Below are 18018 nucleotides of genomic sequence, written 5' to 3'. Positions count from 1 at the left end.
CCGACCCTCTACGGAAACTTGACGAGCGAGCGATCCACCCGCGCCACCTGCGGCCTTCCCGAGAGGGCCATGGCGAGGGCCAGCTCGTCGCGCAGGAGCTCGAGGACCCGGCGAACGCCGGCCTCGCCGTCGACCGCGAGCCCCCACAACAACGGACGGCCGACGAGCACGGCGCGCGCCCCGAGCGCGAGCGCCTTGAGAACATCGGTGCCGCGGCGAACACCCCCGTCGAGGTACACTTCGCAGCCGCCCGCGACGGCTTCGACCACCTCCGGGAGCGCTTCGATGGCCGCGAGCACGCCGTCGAGCTGCCGCCCTCCGTGGTTGGAGACGACGATCGCGGCCACACCGCTGGCCCGCGCGAGCTTCGCGTCCTCGGCGGTCAGGATGCCCTTCACCACCACGGGAAGGGTGGAGATGGATCGGATCCACGCGACGGTCTCCCACGTCGCTCCCGCATCGAAGTTGCTTTGCGCGTGCCGCGCGATGGCCGATCCGCTCGCGCCGGCCTCATGGAGCCGCCCGGCCGAGGATGGCGGAAGATTCGCCGCGCGCAAATCGTCCGGCAGCGCGAAGCCGCGACGCAGATCGCGCTCGCGGCGCCCCAACCGAGGTGCGTCGACCGTGATGACGAGCGCGCGGCATCCTGCGGCCTCCGCGCGGCGCACCAGATCCATCGTGATCGCCCGATCACGAAAGAGATAGAGCTGAAACCAAAGAGTTGACCCTGGCACGGCCGCGAGATCTTCGAGGCGCACGCTGGCCATGGTGCTCGCGACCATGACCGTGCCCGCACCGCTCGCCGCGCGGGTCGTGGCGAGCTCGCCGTCTGCGTGCGCGAGGCGCTGAAATCCCATGGGCGCGACCAGGATCGGCGAAGCAACGGGCACGTCCAGCACGCGGGTGCTCGTGTCACACGCGGTCACGTCCACGAGCACACGCGGCCGAAGCTTCATGCGTCCGAAGGCGGCACGATTCTCCGCGAGCGTGAGCTCGTCCTCGCTGCCGCCTTGGAAATAGTCCCAAGCGCCTGCGCCGAGGCATGCGCGCGCGGCCGCTTCATACTCGTGGAGATTCAAAATTGCGTGCATGGGCTCAACGCATCGGGGCACCGATGCTGCCGATTCGAAAGGTCGTCGCGAGGCGTCGATTACAAGTCGTTGTGCCGTTGAAAACGTTTGAGCAGGTCGCCGACGTACGTTGGATGGATGAAGAAGCCTGCAAAGCCGACCCGCACGCGATGTCCAGCCGATTGGGTGACTTTGGCTACGCTGTGAGGATCTTTTCCCGCCAGAAGGACGAGCCGGTTCGGCTTGGGCGCGATATACGTTCCCATTCCCGTGTGCAGGAGTGATTTCGACTCCAGGCTATTGTCGAACGTGTGCGCCCTCGGCACGTCATGGAAGCCGTCCGCCGTCCCGGGCTCGGCGATCAAGAGCTCTCCGCCCCACTGGGAGTTCCACTCCGGATGCGCATAATAGACGAACGCCCCCGCATAGGTTCGTCGATCGCGGTGCCACGATATGCCCGACCCGGCGGGGTTGATCTGCGGCTGCCCGATGATCCCGATCCATTGCTCCATCTCGGCGCCGATCAAGCTCGGGTGCTCTCCAGCGACCGCGCGGATCCGAGCGAGCAGGTCGTCGGCGGGCGTATCCGTCGGGCAGATGTGATACCCCGGCGGCATCTTGAGCTGTTTCCAATTCGGGAGATACGCCTCGACCGGAACCAACGGCCAGATGAGCTGAGGTCCAAGTAAAATGTCCCCGTCCTCGATTCGATAGGCGCCCTTCACAGTCGGCACGTGGACCTGCCGGAAGTCGGCGTTCTCCAGGTACTCCCAGAATACTTTCTGCTCTTCGGGTGGCAGAAAGTCATCGTAAATCGCGAATTGCTGATTCTCGACTACTTGTCGCATCGGAAGGCTCCTCTCACCCCGCGGCCCACTGGTCACCGCCCGCGCAGATCCTGGCGGTCACCACATTTTCGACGCGCGGTTGCGTGATGAACGGCTCTTCGCGCGCGTTGTGGGTGCGGACCCGGTTGTATTCGTAGTCGTCTCGGCCCGCGACGAGCACGGCGCCCCAATCGCGGAGATCGAACTCGTTCCCATGCTCGGAGAAGCGGGTTTGATCGGGGAAAATTTTTACGTCCGTGGGCACATAGCGCGTGGCGATACCGAGGCGCATCGCCCGCCGCGACGTATTGGGGAGCGATCCGTGCATGCAGCGCGCGGTGAAGATGACGGCTTGACCGGCTTCCATCTCCATGACGGCGGCCTGCGACTCATCGAGCTCCAGGTTCGGGTCGAGCTTGAGCTCGTCGAAGTGATAGCCGAAGAATCCGCCGTTGGAGCTCAATCCGTCGAACCTCTCGAGCTTTCGCTTCTCGTCGAAGAGCCATTTTCGGTGCGAGCCCGGCATGAATTTGAGCGGCCCGCTCTCCCGGGGAACATCGGTGAACGCCGTCCAAATGGTGAGCTCGGTCGGGGTCTTTTCGCGTCGTACGGTGGGGACCAGGGAAGGGATCCCGGAGCCATAAGCGTAAGTCTCCACTTGGTGCCACTCGGTCCCCGCATCGCCGGGATACTTGGGAAAAAACTCCGACCTCCAGCAGAAAACATCAGGGCCTATGAGGCCTTGAAGCCGCTCCACCAGGGCAGGGTGCGATATGTGGCGGCTCAGGATGGATATATCCATATGCCGGTCGTAATTGATGTCGGTAGTGGGATAACAGGCCCTAGACTTGTCGTGGACCTGGAGCCGGACCTGTCTCCACATCTCCTTGACTTCTGCCGGTTCGTAGACTCGGAAGGGGCCCAAAAAACCATTGGTAACGAAAAATTCTCTATCTTCACGCGACAACATCCGTTTGCCTCCTCCAGGGGAGAGACTCCTCGGCGATCCGCTTGCCGGTGACCCACCGTAGCAACGGTCGCGGCGGCGGTCGACCTGCCCTGAAGTCGTCCGTGGCCATTTAACGCGGATTAACCGCAACATGCGGCGGACGCCTCCCATAATGACGGAGGTGCTTCACGCTCGCGGCTCGAAACACGCGGTGTTTCCCGAGGCGGCATCACCCCACCCGAGAGGCGCATACGATGGTTGCACGGTTCGAGAATCTCGCGGACATGGTTCGACGACGGGCAGAGGAACGGCCCGAGGCGAAGGCGTTCACTTTCGTCCACGACGGCGACGGAGACGCCGTGAGCCTGACCTATGCCGAGCTCGATCGCCGAGCCCGGGCCTTCGGAGCGGCGCTCCGAGCCGAGGGCGCATCCGGCCAACGGGTTCTGTTGCTCTACACGCCCGGTATCGATTTCATCGTCGCGCTCTATGGGTGCCTGTATGCAGGAGCCATCGCCGTGCCGGCGTATCCGCCCGAGGCGTCGCGACGAGCGCGCTCGCTGCCTCGCCTGAAATCCATTCTGGAGGCGTCCGATCCGGTCCTCGTCTCGACCACGAGCGCCGTCCTTGCAGCGAATGCATGGCTGCTCGAGGACGCGGGGCTGCGCGCGCGGCGGTGGTTGACGAGCGACGTTCTCGCCGAGCAACACGACCACGCCCTTTCTTTACCGGAGAGCTTCGATGCGTCGGCGGTCGCGCTGCTCCAATTCACGTCCGGGTCGACGTCGTCGCCGAAGGGGGTCGTGCTCCGGCATCACCACGTGCTCGCGAACCTGGAGATGATGTGGAGCTCGTACCGGCCCATTTTGCACGACTTGCATGACTTGCATGATTTGCACGATTTGCATGACTTGCATGATTTGCACGACTCGGGCCCGCCCGGGGCGCAGCACACCACGGTGATGTGGCTGCCCTTTCATCACGACATGGGCTTGATCGGCGGGATCCTGATGGGCCCCTTCCTGGGGAGCCACACCGTGCTCATGTCGCCGCTCTCCTTCTTGCGAAGGCCGCTTCGTTGGCTCCAGTTGCTGGCGCACTACAACGCCGACTACACGGCGTGCCCGAACTTTGCGCTCGACCTCTGCGTGCGTCACGCGGCACGAGGCCGGCTCGAAGGGCTCGACTTGCGCGCGCTGAAGCTCGCGATCGTCGGGGCGGAGCCGGTTCGCCCGGATTCCCTCGGGCGCTTTGCGGAGACGTTCGGCCCCTATGGCCTCGATTCGCGCGCGCTGCAGCCCAGCTACGGCCTCGCAGAGGCCGTGCTCGCCGTATCCACCGGCAGCCTCGGGACCTCGGCGCGCGTTCGGGCCTTCGACGAGAAGGCGCTGGCGTCGAACCGGGTGGCGCTCAGCGACGCGCCGCGCGCGCGTAAGCTGGTGAGCGCGGGCCGGCCGCTCGCGAATCAGCGGGTGGTGATCGTCGACCCGGAGTCGCGCAAGGAGTGCGGTGCGGCCTCCGTCGGTGAAATTTGGATCGCCGGGCCCAATGTCGCCGATGGATATCGAAGCACGTCATCGGACGCGCAGCCCTTCGACGCGCAGCTGGCTGAATCGAGCGACGAAGCGCGCTTTCTGCGCACCGGGGATCTCGGGTTCGTGTACGAAGGCGAGATCCATGTGGTGGGTCGACGCAAGGATCTCGTGATCCTTCGCGGTCAAAATATCTACCCGCAGGATATCGAGGAGACCGTCGAGCGATGCCACCCGAGCCTTCGCCCCGGCGGCGTCGCCGCGTTCGCGGTCGAGCATGACGAAGGGGAAGCCTTGGCGCTGGTGGCGGAGGTGGAGCCCCGCGCGGTTCCGGCCGACCGAGGCGAGCGGCGGCGGCAGGCGCTCGACGAGCTCCTGCGCGCGATCCGCGACGCCGTCGGGCGAGAGCACGGCGTGGCCGTTGGCCGCATCGCCTTGATCCGGGCCAACGCGCTGCCAAAGACCTCCAGCGGCAAGGTGCAGCGCCGGGCCACACGCGAGGCGCTGTGGAACGAGCAACTACCGGTGCTCGGGCGCTGGGAAGCTCCTTCGGCCGCGGCGATCGAATCGTATCTATCCATGGGCATCGCCTCCGCGCTGCGAAGCGACATTTCGTCGATCGCGCGCGATCGACGGCTGTCGGAGATCGGGCTCGATTCTTTGTCGGTGGTGGACCTTCAGCATCGGCTCGAGCGCGATATGGGGGTCCAGCTGCCCCTCGAGCTCTGGTTCGATGGACAGACCATCGGTGAATTGGCCGCTCGGATCGCCAACGCCACGGGGGAGCTTGCGGCGCCCCCGCCGCCGGACGTCGCCCCGGGCGAGCTCGAGGATCCGTCGTACGGGCAACGCGCGATGTGGCTGCTCCATCAATCCGCGCCCGAGAGCTCCGCCTATCACGTCGCGTTCGCGGGCACCATCGGGGCATCGTTGGACACGGCCGCCATGGAGGGCGCGTTTCGACGTCTGCTCGAGCGCCACCCGGGGTTGCGCAGCACGTATGTCGCGATCGAGGGTGAGCTGCGCCGCCGCGCCGGCGAGCCCGCGGCAAATGCCTTTGCCGTCACGGAGACGAACGCGCGCTCCGCGGGCGAGCTCGCGGACGCTGTCGCAGAGGAGATTCATCGCCCCTTCGATCTGGCGAATGGGCCCGTCTTCCGCGCGCGGTTATTTCGTTTGGCATCGAATGATTTCGTCCTGGTCGTCACGGCCCATCACATCGCCGTCGATCTATGGTCGCTCCAGATCCTGGCCGAGGAGCTCGGCGCGCTCTACACGGCGATGCGCGCGGGCATCGGCGCGGACCTGCCGCCCGTGCCGGGGGCGAGCCACGCGCGATGGCAGCGCGATCGGGCGACGGACGTGGAAGGCGCGGGCGCGCTGGCCTACTGGAGCGACGAGCTGGGTGGGGAGCTTCCATGGCTCGATCTCCCCGTCGATCGACCTCGTCCGATGGTGCAGAGCCACGCGGGCGCCGCGCGCGACATCGTCGTCGATCGCGAGCTCACGCAAAGGCTCAAGGCGTTTGCGCGCGCCTCGGGGGTGACCTTGTACACGCTCGTCCTGAGCGCGTTCGAAGTCCTGTTGCATCGGCTGAGCGGGCAGGCGGATATCCTCGTGGGTTCACCGGCCGCCGGGCGCCGGCACGCGAGCTTTTCGCGATCCGTCGGCTCCTTGATCAATCCCTTCGTCGTTCGAGGGCGCTTCGACGACGATCCCACCTTCGTCGAGACGCTCGCGCGCATGCACCGCTCCGTCCGCGGTGGCATGGAGCACCAGGACTATCCATTCTCGCTCTTGGTCGAGAAGCTCGCGCCGCCGCGGCACCCCAGCCGTTTGCCCTTCTTCGACGTGACCTTCCAGCTCGAGAAGCCGCGCCAGAGAGAGCTCGCCGGGTTCATCGCGGGTCGGAGCGGGAGCCGCGTGCAGCTCGGTGACCTGGAGATCGAATCGATCGCGCTTCCCGTGCGCTCCGCGCAGCTCGATCTCGCCCTCACCCTGGTCGACACCGACGAGGAGCTCGTCGGCTCGCTGCGCTACCGCACCGATATCTTCGATGGGCTGCGCATTCAGAGGCTGGAAGAACAACTCCGTGTTCTCCTGCAAAGTATCTTGGCGGCGCCCGAGCGCCGGGTCAGCCAATTGCCGGTGCTGCCCTCCACGCAGCGCCACGAGCTGGTGACGCTCTGGAACCAGACGGCCGCGCCATACCTCGGGCACCGATGCGTCCATCGGCTGTTCGAAGAGCAGGCGGAGAAGACGCCCGACGCGCTCGCTGCGGTCTTCGACGGGAGCGAGCTCTCGTACGCCGCGCTGAATCGTCGCGCGAACCGCCTCGCGCATCGATTGCGTTCGCGCGGGGTCGGCCCCGACGTGCGCGTCGGAATTTGCGTCGAGCGCTCGATGGATATGCTCGTCGGTCTCCTGGGTATTCTGAAGGCGGGCGGCGCCTACGTGCCGCTCGACCCCACGTACCCCAAGGACCGGCTCGCGTTCATGCTCGAGGATGCCGCCCCGTCGGTGATCGTGACCGACGGCTCATTGGACGAAGCGCTCGCGCTCGATCGCGGCCGCGTGCTTCGGATCGACCTCGCGGAGATGGATGGCGCCCCGCACGACAATCCGCCCCCGACGGCCGGGCCATGGCACCTCGCGTACGTCATCTATACGTCGGGTTCGACCGGAAAGCCCAAGGGGGTGGCCATCGAGCACGGTAGCCTCGTGAACGTCCTGACGTCCGTGGCGCGCTCCACGGGGTTTGGTGCGTCCGATCGACTGCTCGCCGTGACGAGCCTCTCGTTCGACATCGCAGGTCTCGAGCTTTGGCTCCCGCTCGCCCACGGGGCCTCCGTGGAGATCGCGGCCCGCGAGACCGCCGGCGACGGCGCGATGCTTCGTCGCCAGCTCGAGGAGCGCCGGGCGACGGTGATTCAGGCGACCCCTTCGACCTTCAGGATGCTCTTCGACGCGGGCTGGCAGGGCTCCTCCGCGCTCACGATCCTGGTCGGCGGCGAGGCGCTCTCGGACGACCTCGCGCAGCGTCTGACGGCATGCGGCGGGCGCGTATGGAACATGTACGGACCGACCGAGACGACGATCTGGTCCACCATGCACCCGCTGCGCGCCCAGGGAGCGGTCCTCATTGGCCGTCCGATCGCCAACACCCGGGTGTACATCGTGGATCGGCATCTCGAACCGGTCCCCATCGGCGTGCCCGGGGAGCTGCTGATCGGCGGCGACGGCCTGGCCCGCGGCTATTTTGGCCAGCCCGCGGCCACGCACGAGCGGTTCATCGACGATCCGTTCTCGAGCGCGGTGGGGGCTCGCGTCTATCGAACGGGGGATCTCTGTCGCTATCGCGCCGATGGGGCGATTGAATTTTTGGGTCGATTGGACGACCAAGTCAAGATTCGGGGACATCGCATCGAGCTCGGCGAAGTCGAGAGCGCCCTCCTCACGCATCCCCAGGTGCGCCAAGCCGCCGTGGTCGTTCGGACCGTGCGGAAGCGGGAAGGGGAGAAGCAGCTCGTCGCCTATGTCGTCCTGGACGGGGCCACTTCGGCCGCCGCGCTGCGCCCGTATCTGAGCGAGAAGTTGCCCGCGTTCATGATGCCATCGGCCTGGGTGGTGCTCCCGTCGCTGCCCCTGACGCCCAATGGAAAGGTGGACCGGAAGGCGCTCTCGAACCGAGAGCTGGAGGAAAAATCGGACGACGCGTTCGTCGCGCCCCAAGGCGTCACCGAGCAGCTTTTGTGTGGTATTTACGAGGAGACGCTCGGGGTCGGGAACGTCGGGGCCCACGACGACTTCTTCGCGCTGGGAGGACACTCGCTCCTCGCGACGCAGGTGGTGGCCGCGGTGCGCAGCAGCCTGGGGGTCGAGCTACCCCTCCGGGCGCTCTTCGAAGCACCCACCGTGCACGCGCTGGCGAAGCGCGTGGACCAGGCGCGCGAGGAAGGCGAGGGGAGCTCGCCGTTGCCCCCGCGGCGCGTGGAGCGAGGAGGCGCGCTCCCACCGTCGTTTGCGCAGCACAGGATGTGGTTTTTGGAGCAGCTCAATCCGAATACGGCGATGTACAACATGCCGTTTGCATTGCGGGTGAACGGGCGGCTCCAGACCGGACCGTTCGCACGCGCGCTCGGCGAGTTGGTCCGGAGGCATGAATCGCTACGGACTCGGTTCACGGAGGATGCCGCCCAAGGGGTGCGTCAAGAGATCGCCCGAGAGCTCGACGTCCCTCTCGAGGTGATCGAGCTTCGAACGGACGACCGCGATACCGAAATTGCCGCCCGGGTCATCGAGGAGGCGAAGCGGCCCTTCGACCTGACCGGCGGAGCTCCCCTCATCCGGGTGACGCTCTTGCAATTCGCCCCGGACGATGGGGTGTTGCTCTGGACCATGCATCACCTGGTCACCGATGGGTGGTCGATGGGGATCTTGGTTCGCGAGTTGGGTGTGCTGTATGACGCCTTCTGCCATGGCCACGCGTCACCTCTCGAGGCGCTCCGCCTCCAGTATGCGGATTATGCGTCCTGGCAGCGCACGTGGCTCACGGGCGATGTGCTGGGGAGGCAGCTCGATTACTGGAAGCATCGACTCCAGGGGGTAGCCCCCTTCCTCGACCTGCCCCTGGATCGGCCGCGCCCCGCGCTCCAGAGCTTCCGTGGAGCGGTCGTTCCCGTCGTCCTCTCGAAGGAGCTCGCGGGGGACTTGCTCCGCGTGAGCCGCAGGGAACACGCGACCTTGTACATGACGTTGCTCGCGGCGTTCCAAGCTTTGCTTTTCCGCTACACGGGGCAGAACGACATCGTGGTTGGCTCGCCGATCGCGAATCGAACGCGCCGCGAATGGGAGGGGGTCGTTGGCCTGTTCATCAACTCCTTGGCCCTGCGGACGCACGTGACCGCCGATCTGCGCTTCACGCAGCTGCTCGAGCGCGTGCGCGAGATCACGTTGGGGGCCTATGCGCACCAAGACATCCCGTTCGAGAAGCTGGTGGAGGAGCTGTCGCCCCAGAGGGATCCGAGCCGGCCGCCCGTGTACCAGGTCATGCTCGCGCTCCAAAACGTGCCGATGGGCGAATTGAAGCTGGAGAACGTCTCCCTCTCGGTCATCGAGACGGACAACGCCATCGCCAAGTTCGATTTGAACATGATGTTGACGGAGACGGACGATGGGATCCGAGGCAACCTCGTCTACGACACCAGCTTGTTCGATCGCGTGACGATCGAGCGGCTGGTGGAGCACTATCGAAACTTGCTGCACGGCATCGTGGCGAACGCGGAGCAGCGCATTTGGGAACTGCCGGTGTCGAGCCCTCGAGAGCGCGAGCAGCTCCTGCGCGGGTGGAACGAGACCCGCACCGCGTACCCGGCGCGCCCGCTCATGCACGAGCGGATCGCGGAGCAAGCGGCGAGGAGGCCGGAGGCCGTCGCCGTCGTCTTCGAAAATGAGCGGCTCACCTACGATGAGCTCAATCGTCGCGCCGAGCACCTGGCCGCCCACCTTCGCGCGCGCGGCGTTGGGCCGGACGCGCACGTGGCGATCTGCGTGGAGCGCTCGCTGGAGATGGTCGTGGGCCTGCTCGGGATCTTGAAGGCCGGCGGCGCCTATGTCGCGTTGGAGCCGAGTCATCCGATCGACCGACTTCGATGGATGATCCAAGACGCGCGGCCGACGGTGGTCCTCACGCAGCGAGCTTTGAAGGAGAAGGTGCAGCTGGCCGCGGGCCCCGACCACGCCGTGTGGCTTCTGGACGAAGCCGGCGCGTGGGGCGAGGCACCGAAGGCGACCTTCCCGCCACCGAGGCCGCATGCGCTATCGGCGGCGTATATCCTGTATACGTCGGGCAGCACGGGGACGCCCAAAGGCGTGGTGAACACGCACGAGGGATTGCTCAACCGGCTCCTCTGGACGCAGGAATTCCTTCCACTCGACGCGTCGGATGTCGTGCTCCAAAAGACCCCCTATAGCTTCGACGTTTCCCTTTGGGAGTTCTTCTACGCGTTGATGGTCGGCGCGAAGCTGGTGGTTGCCAGGCCCGAGGGTCACAAGGACCTCGTCTACGTGATGGACGTCATCGAGCGCGAGCGGGTGACACTCGTGCACTTCGTGCCCTCGGTTCTGGAGGTCTTCCTCGCCGAAATGGGGCGCGATCGATGCACGAGCGTGAAACGCATCATCAGCGCAGGCGAGGCGCTCCCGTACGCGTTGACCCGCCGTTTTCACGATACGTGGGACGCCGAGCTCGTGAATCTGTACGGTCCAACCGAGGCGGCGGCCACCGCTTGGCGCTCCCCGCGAGCCGAGGGCGAGCCCGTGGTCCCCGTCGCGGAGCCACCGTGGAACGCGCAATTGTACGTGCTGGACGAGTGGCTGACGCCGGCCCCGGTGGGCGTGGCGGGAGAATTGTATTTGGGTGGCGCGCAGCTCGCGCGCGGATACCTCGAGCGACCCGATCTCACCGCCGAGCTGTTCGTGCCCGTTCCATTCGGTTTCGCCCCCGGCGAGCGCATGTACAAAACGGGCGACATATGCCGCTGGCGACGTGACGGCACCTTGGAATACCTGGGCCGAAAGGGCCATCAGGTCAAGATCCGCGGCCAGCGTATCGAGCTCGGGGAGATCGAGAGCGTCTTGCGCGCGCAACCGATCGTAGGTGACGCCGCGGTGGTGGCCCTCGAGGACGAACGGGGCAGCAAACGCCTCGTCGGCTATATCGTGCTCAAAAGCACGCCCGCTCCCATGGCCGCGCATCACCACGCGAGTGACGCGAGCGACGCGGGCGACGCGGGCGAAACGCTGGAGGACGTCCGTCGTGCCCTCGGCGAAAAGCTGCCGGACTACATGATCCCCTCCGCGTTCGTCGTCCTGGGCGAGCTCCCTCGGACCTCGAGCGGCAAGCTGGATCGCCGCGCGCTGCCCGCGCCGAAAGCGCCGGCCGCCGTGCAGGTGGACCCCGAGGCGCGCACGCCGGTCGAGGAGGTCGTGGCAGGGATTTGGTCGGAGCTCCTCGATCTCGATACGATTGGAAAACACGAGGACTTCTTCGATTTGGGCGGGCACTCGCTCTTGGCCACGCAAGTGCACTCGCGACTTCAAGCGATTTTCAATGTCAAGTTCCCGTTGGTGACGCTGTTCGAGGTGCCAACCCTCGCCGCGCTGAGCAAGCGGATCGAGGAAGAGAGGCGCCCCGAGGGGGCGTCGGAGCTGCAAATCGCCACCGTCCCCCGCGACCGAGAGCTGCATCTGTCCTTTGCCCAGCAGAGGCTGTGGTTCCTCAATCAGCTCGAGCCGAACAGTCCATTCTACAACATCGCCGGAGCCTTGCGTCTCCGCGGCCGGCTCGATCGGGCCTTGCTGGAGCGCAGCCTCGCCGCGATCGTGCGGCGTCACGAGACCTTGCGGACGCGGTTCGTTTCGCACGACGGGGAGCCCAGGCAGGAGATCGCCGACGCGATCACGATCCCGATCGAGACCATCCCCATCGCGGGAGACGACCGAGACGCGGAGGTCGCACGGCTTACCCGCGAAGAGGCGCATCGCCCGTTCGATCTGACCCGAGGACCACTTCTTCGTACGACCTTGCTGCGGCGCGCCGAAGACGATCACGTCTTGCTGTTCACCACGCACCATATCATCTCGGATGGATGGTCGTTGGGCGTACTGGTGCGCGAGCTCGGTGCGCTCTACGGCGCCTTCGCCTCCGGCCAGGCGTCCCCGCTCCCCGCGCTCCCGATTCAATACGTCGATTATGCCGCGTGGCAGCGCCGATGGTTGTCGGGCGCGGTGCTCGACGGCCAATTGGCCTATTGGAAAGAGCAGCTCACCGGCGCCCCGCCCGTCCTCGAGCTGCCGGCGGACCGACCACGCCCGACCGTGCAAAGTTATCGTGGTGCGTCGCACCCGGTGACCTTGCCCGCCGATCTGGCCGCGGCGCTCGTTTCGCTCGGCCGGCGCGAGAACGCGACACTGTTCATGACCTTGCTGGCGGCGTTCCAGATCCTCCTGTCGCGCGTGACGGGGCAAACCGATATCGTCGTGGGATCGCCCATCGCGAATCGCACGCGCACCGAGGTGGAGGGGCTGATCGGCTTCTTCGTCAATATGTTGCCCCTGAGGGCCGAGGTCTCACCGGAGACCAGCTTTCGGCAGCACCTGGCGCGCGTGCGCCAGGTGACCCTCGACGGCTACGCGCACCAGGACGTGCCGTTCGAGAAGCTGGTGGAGGTGTTGTCGCCCGAGCGGCATTTGGCCCGCTCACCGATCGTCCAAGTCGAGCTGGCGCTTCAAAACGTACCCATGCCGGAGTTGACCTTGCCGGGTCTTCGCGTGGATACGATTCCGACCGATAGAACGACGGCCAAGCTCGATCTTTCTTTGTATTTGAGCGAAACCGAGCATGGCATCGAAGGCAATGTCGATTACAGCACCGACCTGTTCGATGCGGAGACGGTCGCGCGCCTGATGTCGCATTACGAGACGTTGCTGAGAGGCATCGTCGCCGATCCCGACCTGCGCGTCGCGGAGCTGCCGCTGCTGACGGCCGCCGAGCGCGAGCAGCTGCTCGTCACCTGGAACGGTACGCGCGCGGAGTTTCCGTCGCGATGCATTCACGAGCTGTTCGAGGCGCAAGCCGAAACGTCGCCCGACGCGGTTGCGCTGCTCTTCCACGGGGAGCAGCGGACGTACCGCGAGCTGAATCAGCAAGCGAACCGGCTCGCGCGTCGTCTGCGCGCACACGGCGTCCGTCCCGGCTCGCGCGTCGCCATTTGTGTGCAGCGGTCGATCGAAATGGTGGTCGGGCTCCTCGGCATCCTCAAAGCCGGGGGAGCGTACGTGCCGCTCGACCCGTCCTACCCGAGGGATCGATTGGCCTTCATGCTCCAGGACTCGGGCGCCACACTGCTCGTCTCCCATGGGAGGAGCGCGGACGAGCTCGCAGAGCACGGCGTGCCGATCGTGCGGATCGACGAGCCGGACGGAGGCTCCGACGGCATGGACAATCCGGTCCACACAGCGAGTCCGTCCGACGTCGCGTACGTGCTTTACACGTCGGGATCGACGGGGAGGCCCAAAGGGGCTCTCGGCACGCATCGCGGGGCGGTCAACCGGTTTGCTTGGATGTGGCGAACGTATCCCTTCGAGCCGGGAGAGGTGTGCGCGCAAAAGACGAACCTCGCGTTCGGCGACGCCATCTGGGAGATCTTCGGTCCCCTCCTTCGCGGCGTCCCTCTCGTCATCGTTCCCGACGAAGTCGTGAAGGATCCGGGCCTCTTCGTGGACGTCCTCGCGGAGAGGCGGGTCACGCGCCTGGTCTTGGTGCCATCCTTGCTGCGCGCCATGCTGGGGCTCCAGGCGGATCTCGCGCGCCGGCTTCCGGTGTTGCGCTACTGGACGTCGAGCGGCGAGGCGCTCGCATCGGAGCTCTGCGAACGTTTCTTCGAGGTGTTCCCCGACCGCGTGCTCCTCAATCTCTACGGTTGTTCGGAGGCGGCCGCGGATGCGACGTGCTTCGTTCCGCCGCCGGGCAAAATGTGGAATCACGTTCCCATCGGACGTCCGATCTCGAACGTGCGGACCTATGTGCTGGATGCGCGGCGGGAGTTGGTCCCCGCGGGGGTCGCCGGCGAACTGTACGTAGGCGGCGTGGGGGTCGCTCTCGGCTATCACCACCGCCCGGACCTCACGGCCGAGAGGTTCGTTCAGGATCCATTCGCGGGCGACGCCGGCGCCCGGATGTTTCGCACGGGCGATCGTTGCCGGTGGCTTCCGGATGGAAACCTCGAATACCTGGGGCGGGCCGACGAGCAAGTGAAGCTCCGCGGCTACCGCATCGAGCTCGGCGAGATCGACGCCGTGCTCCGGGACCATCCCGCGATTCGGCAGGCGCTCGTGGTCGTGCGCGAGGACGTGCCCGGCGACAAGCTCCTGGTGGCCTATGTGGTGGGCGACGACACCCTCTCGGCCAAGGGGCTGCGCGAGCACGTGCGCGACTACTTGCCCGAGTACATGGTGCCGGCGGCGTTCGTCGTGCTCGACGCGCTGCCGCTGACCCCCAACGGCAAGGTCGAACGCAAGGCGCTGCCGCCGCCCGAGCAGGCGCACGCCCGAAGCGTCGAGGAAGCCCCGTTCGCGCGGAACCCGACCCATGAGCTGGTGGCCGGGATCTTCGCGGAGGTTTTGGGGCGGACCCGCGTCGGGGTGCACGACGACTTCTTCTTCGATTTGGGCGGCCACTCGCTCTTGGCCACGCAGGTCATGGCGCGCGTCCGCAAGGCATTCCAAGTTCAGCTGCCGCTGGCGGCTTTGTTCGAGGCGCGAACGGTGGCCGCCCTCAGCGACCACGTCGAACGGGCGCAGCGGGCGGTCGCGGCGCCGATGGCCGAGTCGCCGCTCGTCGTCGTGTCGCGCGATGAAGCGTTGCCACTCTCGTACGCGCAGGAGCGTCTCTGGTTCCTCGATCAACTCGAGCCCGACAACGTGGCGTACAATATGCCCTTTGCGCTGCGCGTGCGCGGACGCCTCGACATCGCGGCCGTCGGGCGCGCCTTCGACCAGATCGTGCAGCGGCACGAGGTGCTCCGCACGCGATTCGTCGCCCACGCGGGGGAGCCCCGTCAGGCGATCGCGGACGAGATCACGGTCGCCCTCTCCGTCATCTCGCTCGAATCGCTCGAAGCCGGCGCGCGCGAACCGGAGATCCAGCGACGCGCCGCCGAAGAGGCAGGGCGGCCGTTCGCGCTCGCATCGGGGCCGCTGCTGCGCGTGACGCTCTTGCGATGCGCGCCCGACGAGCACGTTTTGCTGCTCACGATGCATCACATCGTATCGGACGGCTGGTCGATGGGCGTGCTGGTGCGCGAATTCGGCGCGCTCTATCCCGCGGCGGTTCGGGGCACCCGGTCGCCGCTCGCGGATTTGCCGATTCAGTATGGCGATTACGCCGCGTGGCAGCGGCGCTGGCTCTCGGGCCCCGTGCTCGAGACGCAGATGGCCTATTGGCGAAAGCAACTGGCCGGCGCCCCGCCGGCGCTGGAGCTACCGACGGATCGCCCTCGTCCGGCGATTCGGAGCCACGGCGGAGCATCGTATGCGATGTCGTTGCCGGAGGCGTTGTCGTCGAAGCTCGCGATCCTGAGCCGCCGTGAAAACGCGACCCTGTACATGACCCTCCTGGCGGCGTTCCAAACATTGATATGGCGTTATACGGGCCAGACGGACATCGTCGTGGGCTCACCCATCGCGAATCGCTCGCGCACCGAGCTGGAAGGTCTGGTCGGCTTCTTCGCGAACACGCTCGCCCTTCGCGCCGAAATTTCACCCTTGTGGACATTTCAGCAGATGCTGTCGCACGTGCGTGAGGTGACCCTCGGCGCATATGCCCACCAGGACATTCCCTTTCAGAGGTTGATCGAGGAGCTGTCGCCCGATCGGGACATGGGCCGATCGCCCATCTTCCAAGTGGAGTTCGCGTTGAACAACGCGGTGCCTTCGGTTTTGACCCTCCCCGATCTGACCTCGAGCGCGCTCCATGTCGAACGGGCGGCGGTCAAGTTCGATTTGTCGCTCCTTCTCGTCGAGGTGAATGGCTCGATCCAAGGAACCATCGAGTACCGCACGGACCTCTTCGATGCGGCGACCATCGAGAGGCTCGCGGCTCATTACGAGACATTGCTGGACGCCATCGCGCTCCATCCCGGCGGGCGCATCGCGGAGCTCCCGCTCATGACGGCCGCCGAGCGCGAGCAAGTGCTCGTGAGCTGGAACGACACCCGCGCGCCGCTCCCCACCGACATTTGCATCCACGAGCTGTTCGAGCGGCAAGCGGCGCGGTCTCCCGACGCCATCGCCGTGGTCTTCGAACGGGAGCACGTGACGTACCGCGAGCTCGACCAACGCGCGAACCGATTGGCGCACGCCCTTCGGTCCCATGGGGTCGGGCCCGAAGTGCGGGTGGGGATCTGTTCGGAGCGATCCATTCAGATGGTGGTGGGGCTGCTCGGCGTCCTCAAAGCGGGCGGCGCGTACGTGCCCCTCGACCCAACGTCTCCGCGCGAACGGCTGGCGTCGATCGCGCGCGATGTGGGGGTGCGGATGATGCTCACCCACGGCACCGATGCGCCCGTCGTGGAGGGTATTTCGGCCTTCGCGCTCGATGGAGCGTGGATCGATCAGGCCCGAGCTTCGCAAACGGCACCACCCGCTCGCGTGTCGCCCGACAACCTGGCGTATGTCATCTACACGTCGGGTTCGACCGGGAAGCCCAAAGGGGTCATGGTGAGCCATCACGCGGTTTGCAACCACATGGCGTGGATGCTCGCGACCTTCTCCGTGACCGGGACGGATGTCTTCCTGCAAAAGACCCCGTTCGGTTTCGACGCGTCGGGCACCGAGCTGTATTTGCCCCTGATCTCGGGGGCCAAGCTGGTCATGGCGCGACCCGAAGGGCACGGCGATCCGCCGTACTTGGTGGAGCAGATCGCCCTGCATGGCGTGACGATCTTCCAAGGCGTGCCATCGCTGCTCGCGGCGATGGTCGGAGCCTCGGAGCTCGAATCGTGTCGCTCGCTCCGGCTGGTGCTCTCGGGCGGCGAGGCGCTCTCTTCGTCGTTGGTCGCGCAACTCTCGGACAGGCTGCCCGCGGCGCGCATCTGCAATCTCTACGGACCGACCGAGGCGGCGATCGACGTGAGCGCATGGCCCTGCACGGCGGCCTTCGGCGGCGGCGCGGTCGTCCCCATCGGGAGACCAATCTGGAATACGACGCTCTATGTCCTCGACGACGCTCTAACCCCGGTCCCCACCGGCGTCGTCGGAGAATTGTATATCGGGGGTGTACAGCTCGCGCGCGGCTATGTCGGGCGGCCGGATCTGACGGCGGAGACCTTTTTACCCGACCCGCTGGCCACCGCGCCTGGAGGGCGTCTCTACAAGACCGGTGACCGATGCCGCTTTCGCGCAGACGGGACCTTGGAGTATCTGGGGCGCAGCGATCACCAGGTAAAGCTCCGCGGAAACCGGATCGAGCTCGGGGAAATCGAGGCCACACTGCGCGCGCATCCTCGGGTGCGGGACGCGGTGGTGGTGGTGCGCGAAGACACGCCGGGAGACAAGCGCCTCGTCGCCTATCTCCTCGAGCGGACGGGCGACGGCGCGCGGCCGGCGGGGAGCGAGCTGCGACGTGAGCTCCAAAGTAAGCTCCCGAGCTACATGGTGCCTTCGGCGTTCATGTGGCTCGAGGCGATGCCCATCACCCGCAACGGTAAGCTCGATCGAAGGGCGCTCCCCGCCCCGGGGGCGGACGAGGCCCTCGAAGGCTCGCCCTCGGTGGAACCGCGCACCCCCATCGAGAGAGCCGTCGCTTCCGTCTTCCGCGAGGTGTTGGGCCTGAAGACCGTTGGGGCGCACGACGACTTCTTCGACCTGGGCGGGCACTCGCTCCTCGCGACGCAGGTCATGACACGGCTCTCCCGCGAGCTCCACGTGCGGCTCCCGCTTCGTGCGATCTTCGAGGCGAGGACCGTCTCCGCGCTGGCCGAGGTGCTGCGCATGCTCGGCGCGGCGTCCGGGCCGATCCTCCCGACCGCCGACGGAGAGCTCGAAGAGGGGGAGATCAAATAACGAACATTAACCCTACC

At 66.4% G+C, this 18018-nt stretch carries 4 protein-coding genes; 1 reads left to right on the top strand and 3 read right to left on the bottom strand.

Going from position 1 to position 18018, the window contains the following annotated elements:
- Positions 1–8: 8 nt before the first annotated feature.
- From LZC94_21415 to LZC94_21405, 3 genes are read right to left on the bottom strand one after another with little or no spacing between them, the layout of a single operon-like run.
- Positions 9–1091: an alpha-hydroxy-acid oxidizing protein gene (locus tag LZC94_21415; GenBank protein ID WXB19771.1), complete on the bottom strand. Its 1083-nt coding sequence runs from the start codon at positions 1089–1091 to the stop codon at positions 9–11.
- 59 nt (positions 1092–1150) lie between these two features.
- Positions 1151–1918 carry a 2OG-Fe(II) oxygenase gene (locus tag LZC94_21410; protein ID WXB19770.1) on the bottom strand — a complete coding sequence of 256 codons (768 nt, stop codon included), beginning with the start codon at positions 1916–1918 and terminating at the stop codon, positions 1151–1153.
- A gap of 13 nt (positions 1919–1931) precedes the next feature.
- Positions 1932–2867: a chlorinating enzyme gene (locus LZC94_21405; GenBank protein WXB19769.1), complete on the bottom strand. Its 936-nt coding sequence runs from the start codon at positions 2865–2867 to the stop codon at positions 1932–1934.
- Between the two features lie 263 nt (positions 2868–3130).
- On the opposite strand from LZC94_21405, the gene LZC94_21400 reads away from it, so the two are divergent.
- Positions 3131–18001, top strand: coding sequence for a non-ribosomal peptide synthase/polyketide synthase (locus tag LZC94_21400; GenBank protein WXB19768.1), 14871 nt, complete (start codon positions 3131–3133; stop codon positions 17999–18001).
- Positions 18002–18018: the final 17 nt, after the last annotated feature.

The organism is Sorangiineae bacterium MSr11954 (genome assembly GCA_037157815.1).
In the GTDB taxonomy this organism is placed as follows: Bacteria; Myxococcota_A; Polyangia; order Polyangiales; family Polyangiaceae; genus Pendulispora; species Pendulispora albinea.
This window is presented reverse-complemented; position numbering and strand designations above follow the sequence as displayed.

Bases quoted from the DNA above. Each gene is read 5' to 3' on its own strand.
- LZC94_21400 (WXB19768.1), top strand. From the start codon at position 3,131: ATGGTTCGACGACGGGCAGAGGAACGGCCCGAGGCGAAGGCGTTCACT.
- LZC94_21415 (WXB19771.1), bottom strand. From the start codon at position 1,091: ATGCACGCAATTTTGAATCTCCACGAGTATGAAGCGGCCGCGCGCGCA.
- LZC94_21410 (WXB19770.1), bottom strand. From the start codon at position 1,918: ATGCGACAAGTAGTCGAGAATCAGCAATTCGCGATTTACGATGACTTT.
- LZC94_21405 (WXB19769.1), bottom strand. From the start codon at position 2,867: ATGTTGTCGCGTGAAGATAGAGAATTTTTCGTTACCAATGGTTTTTTG.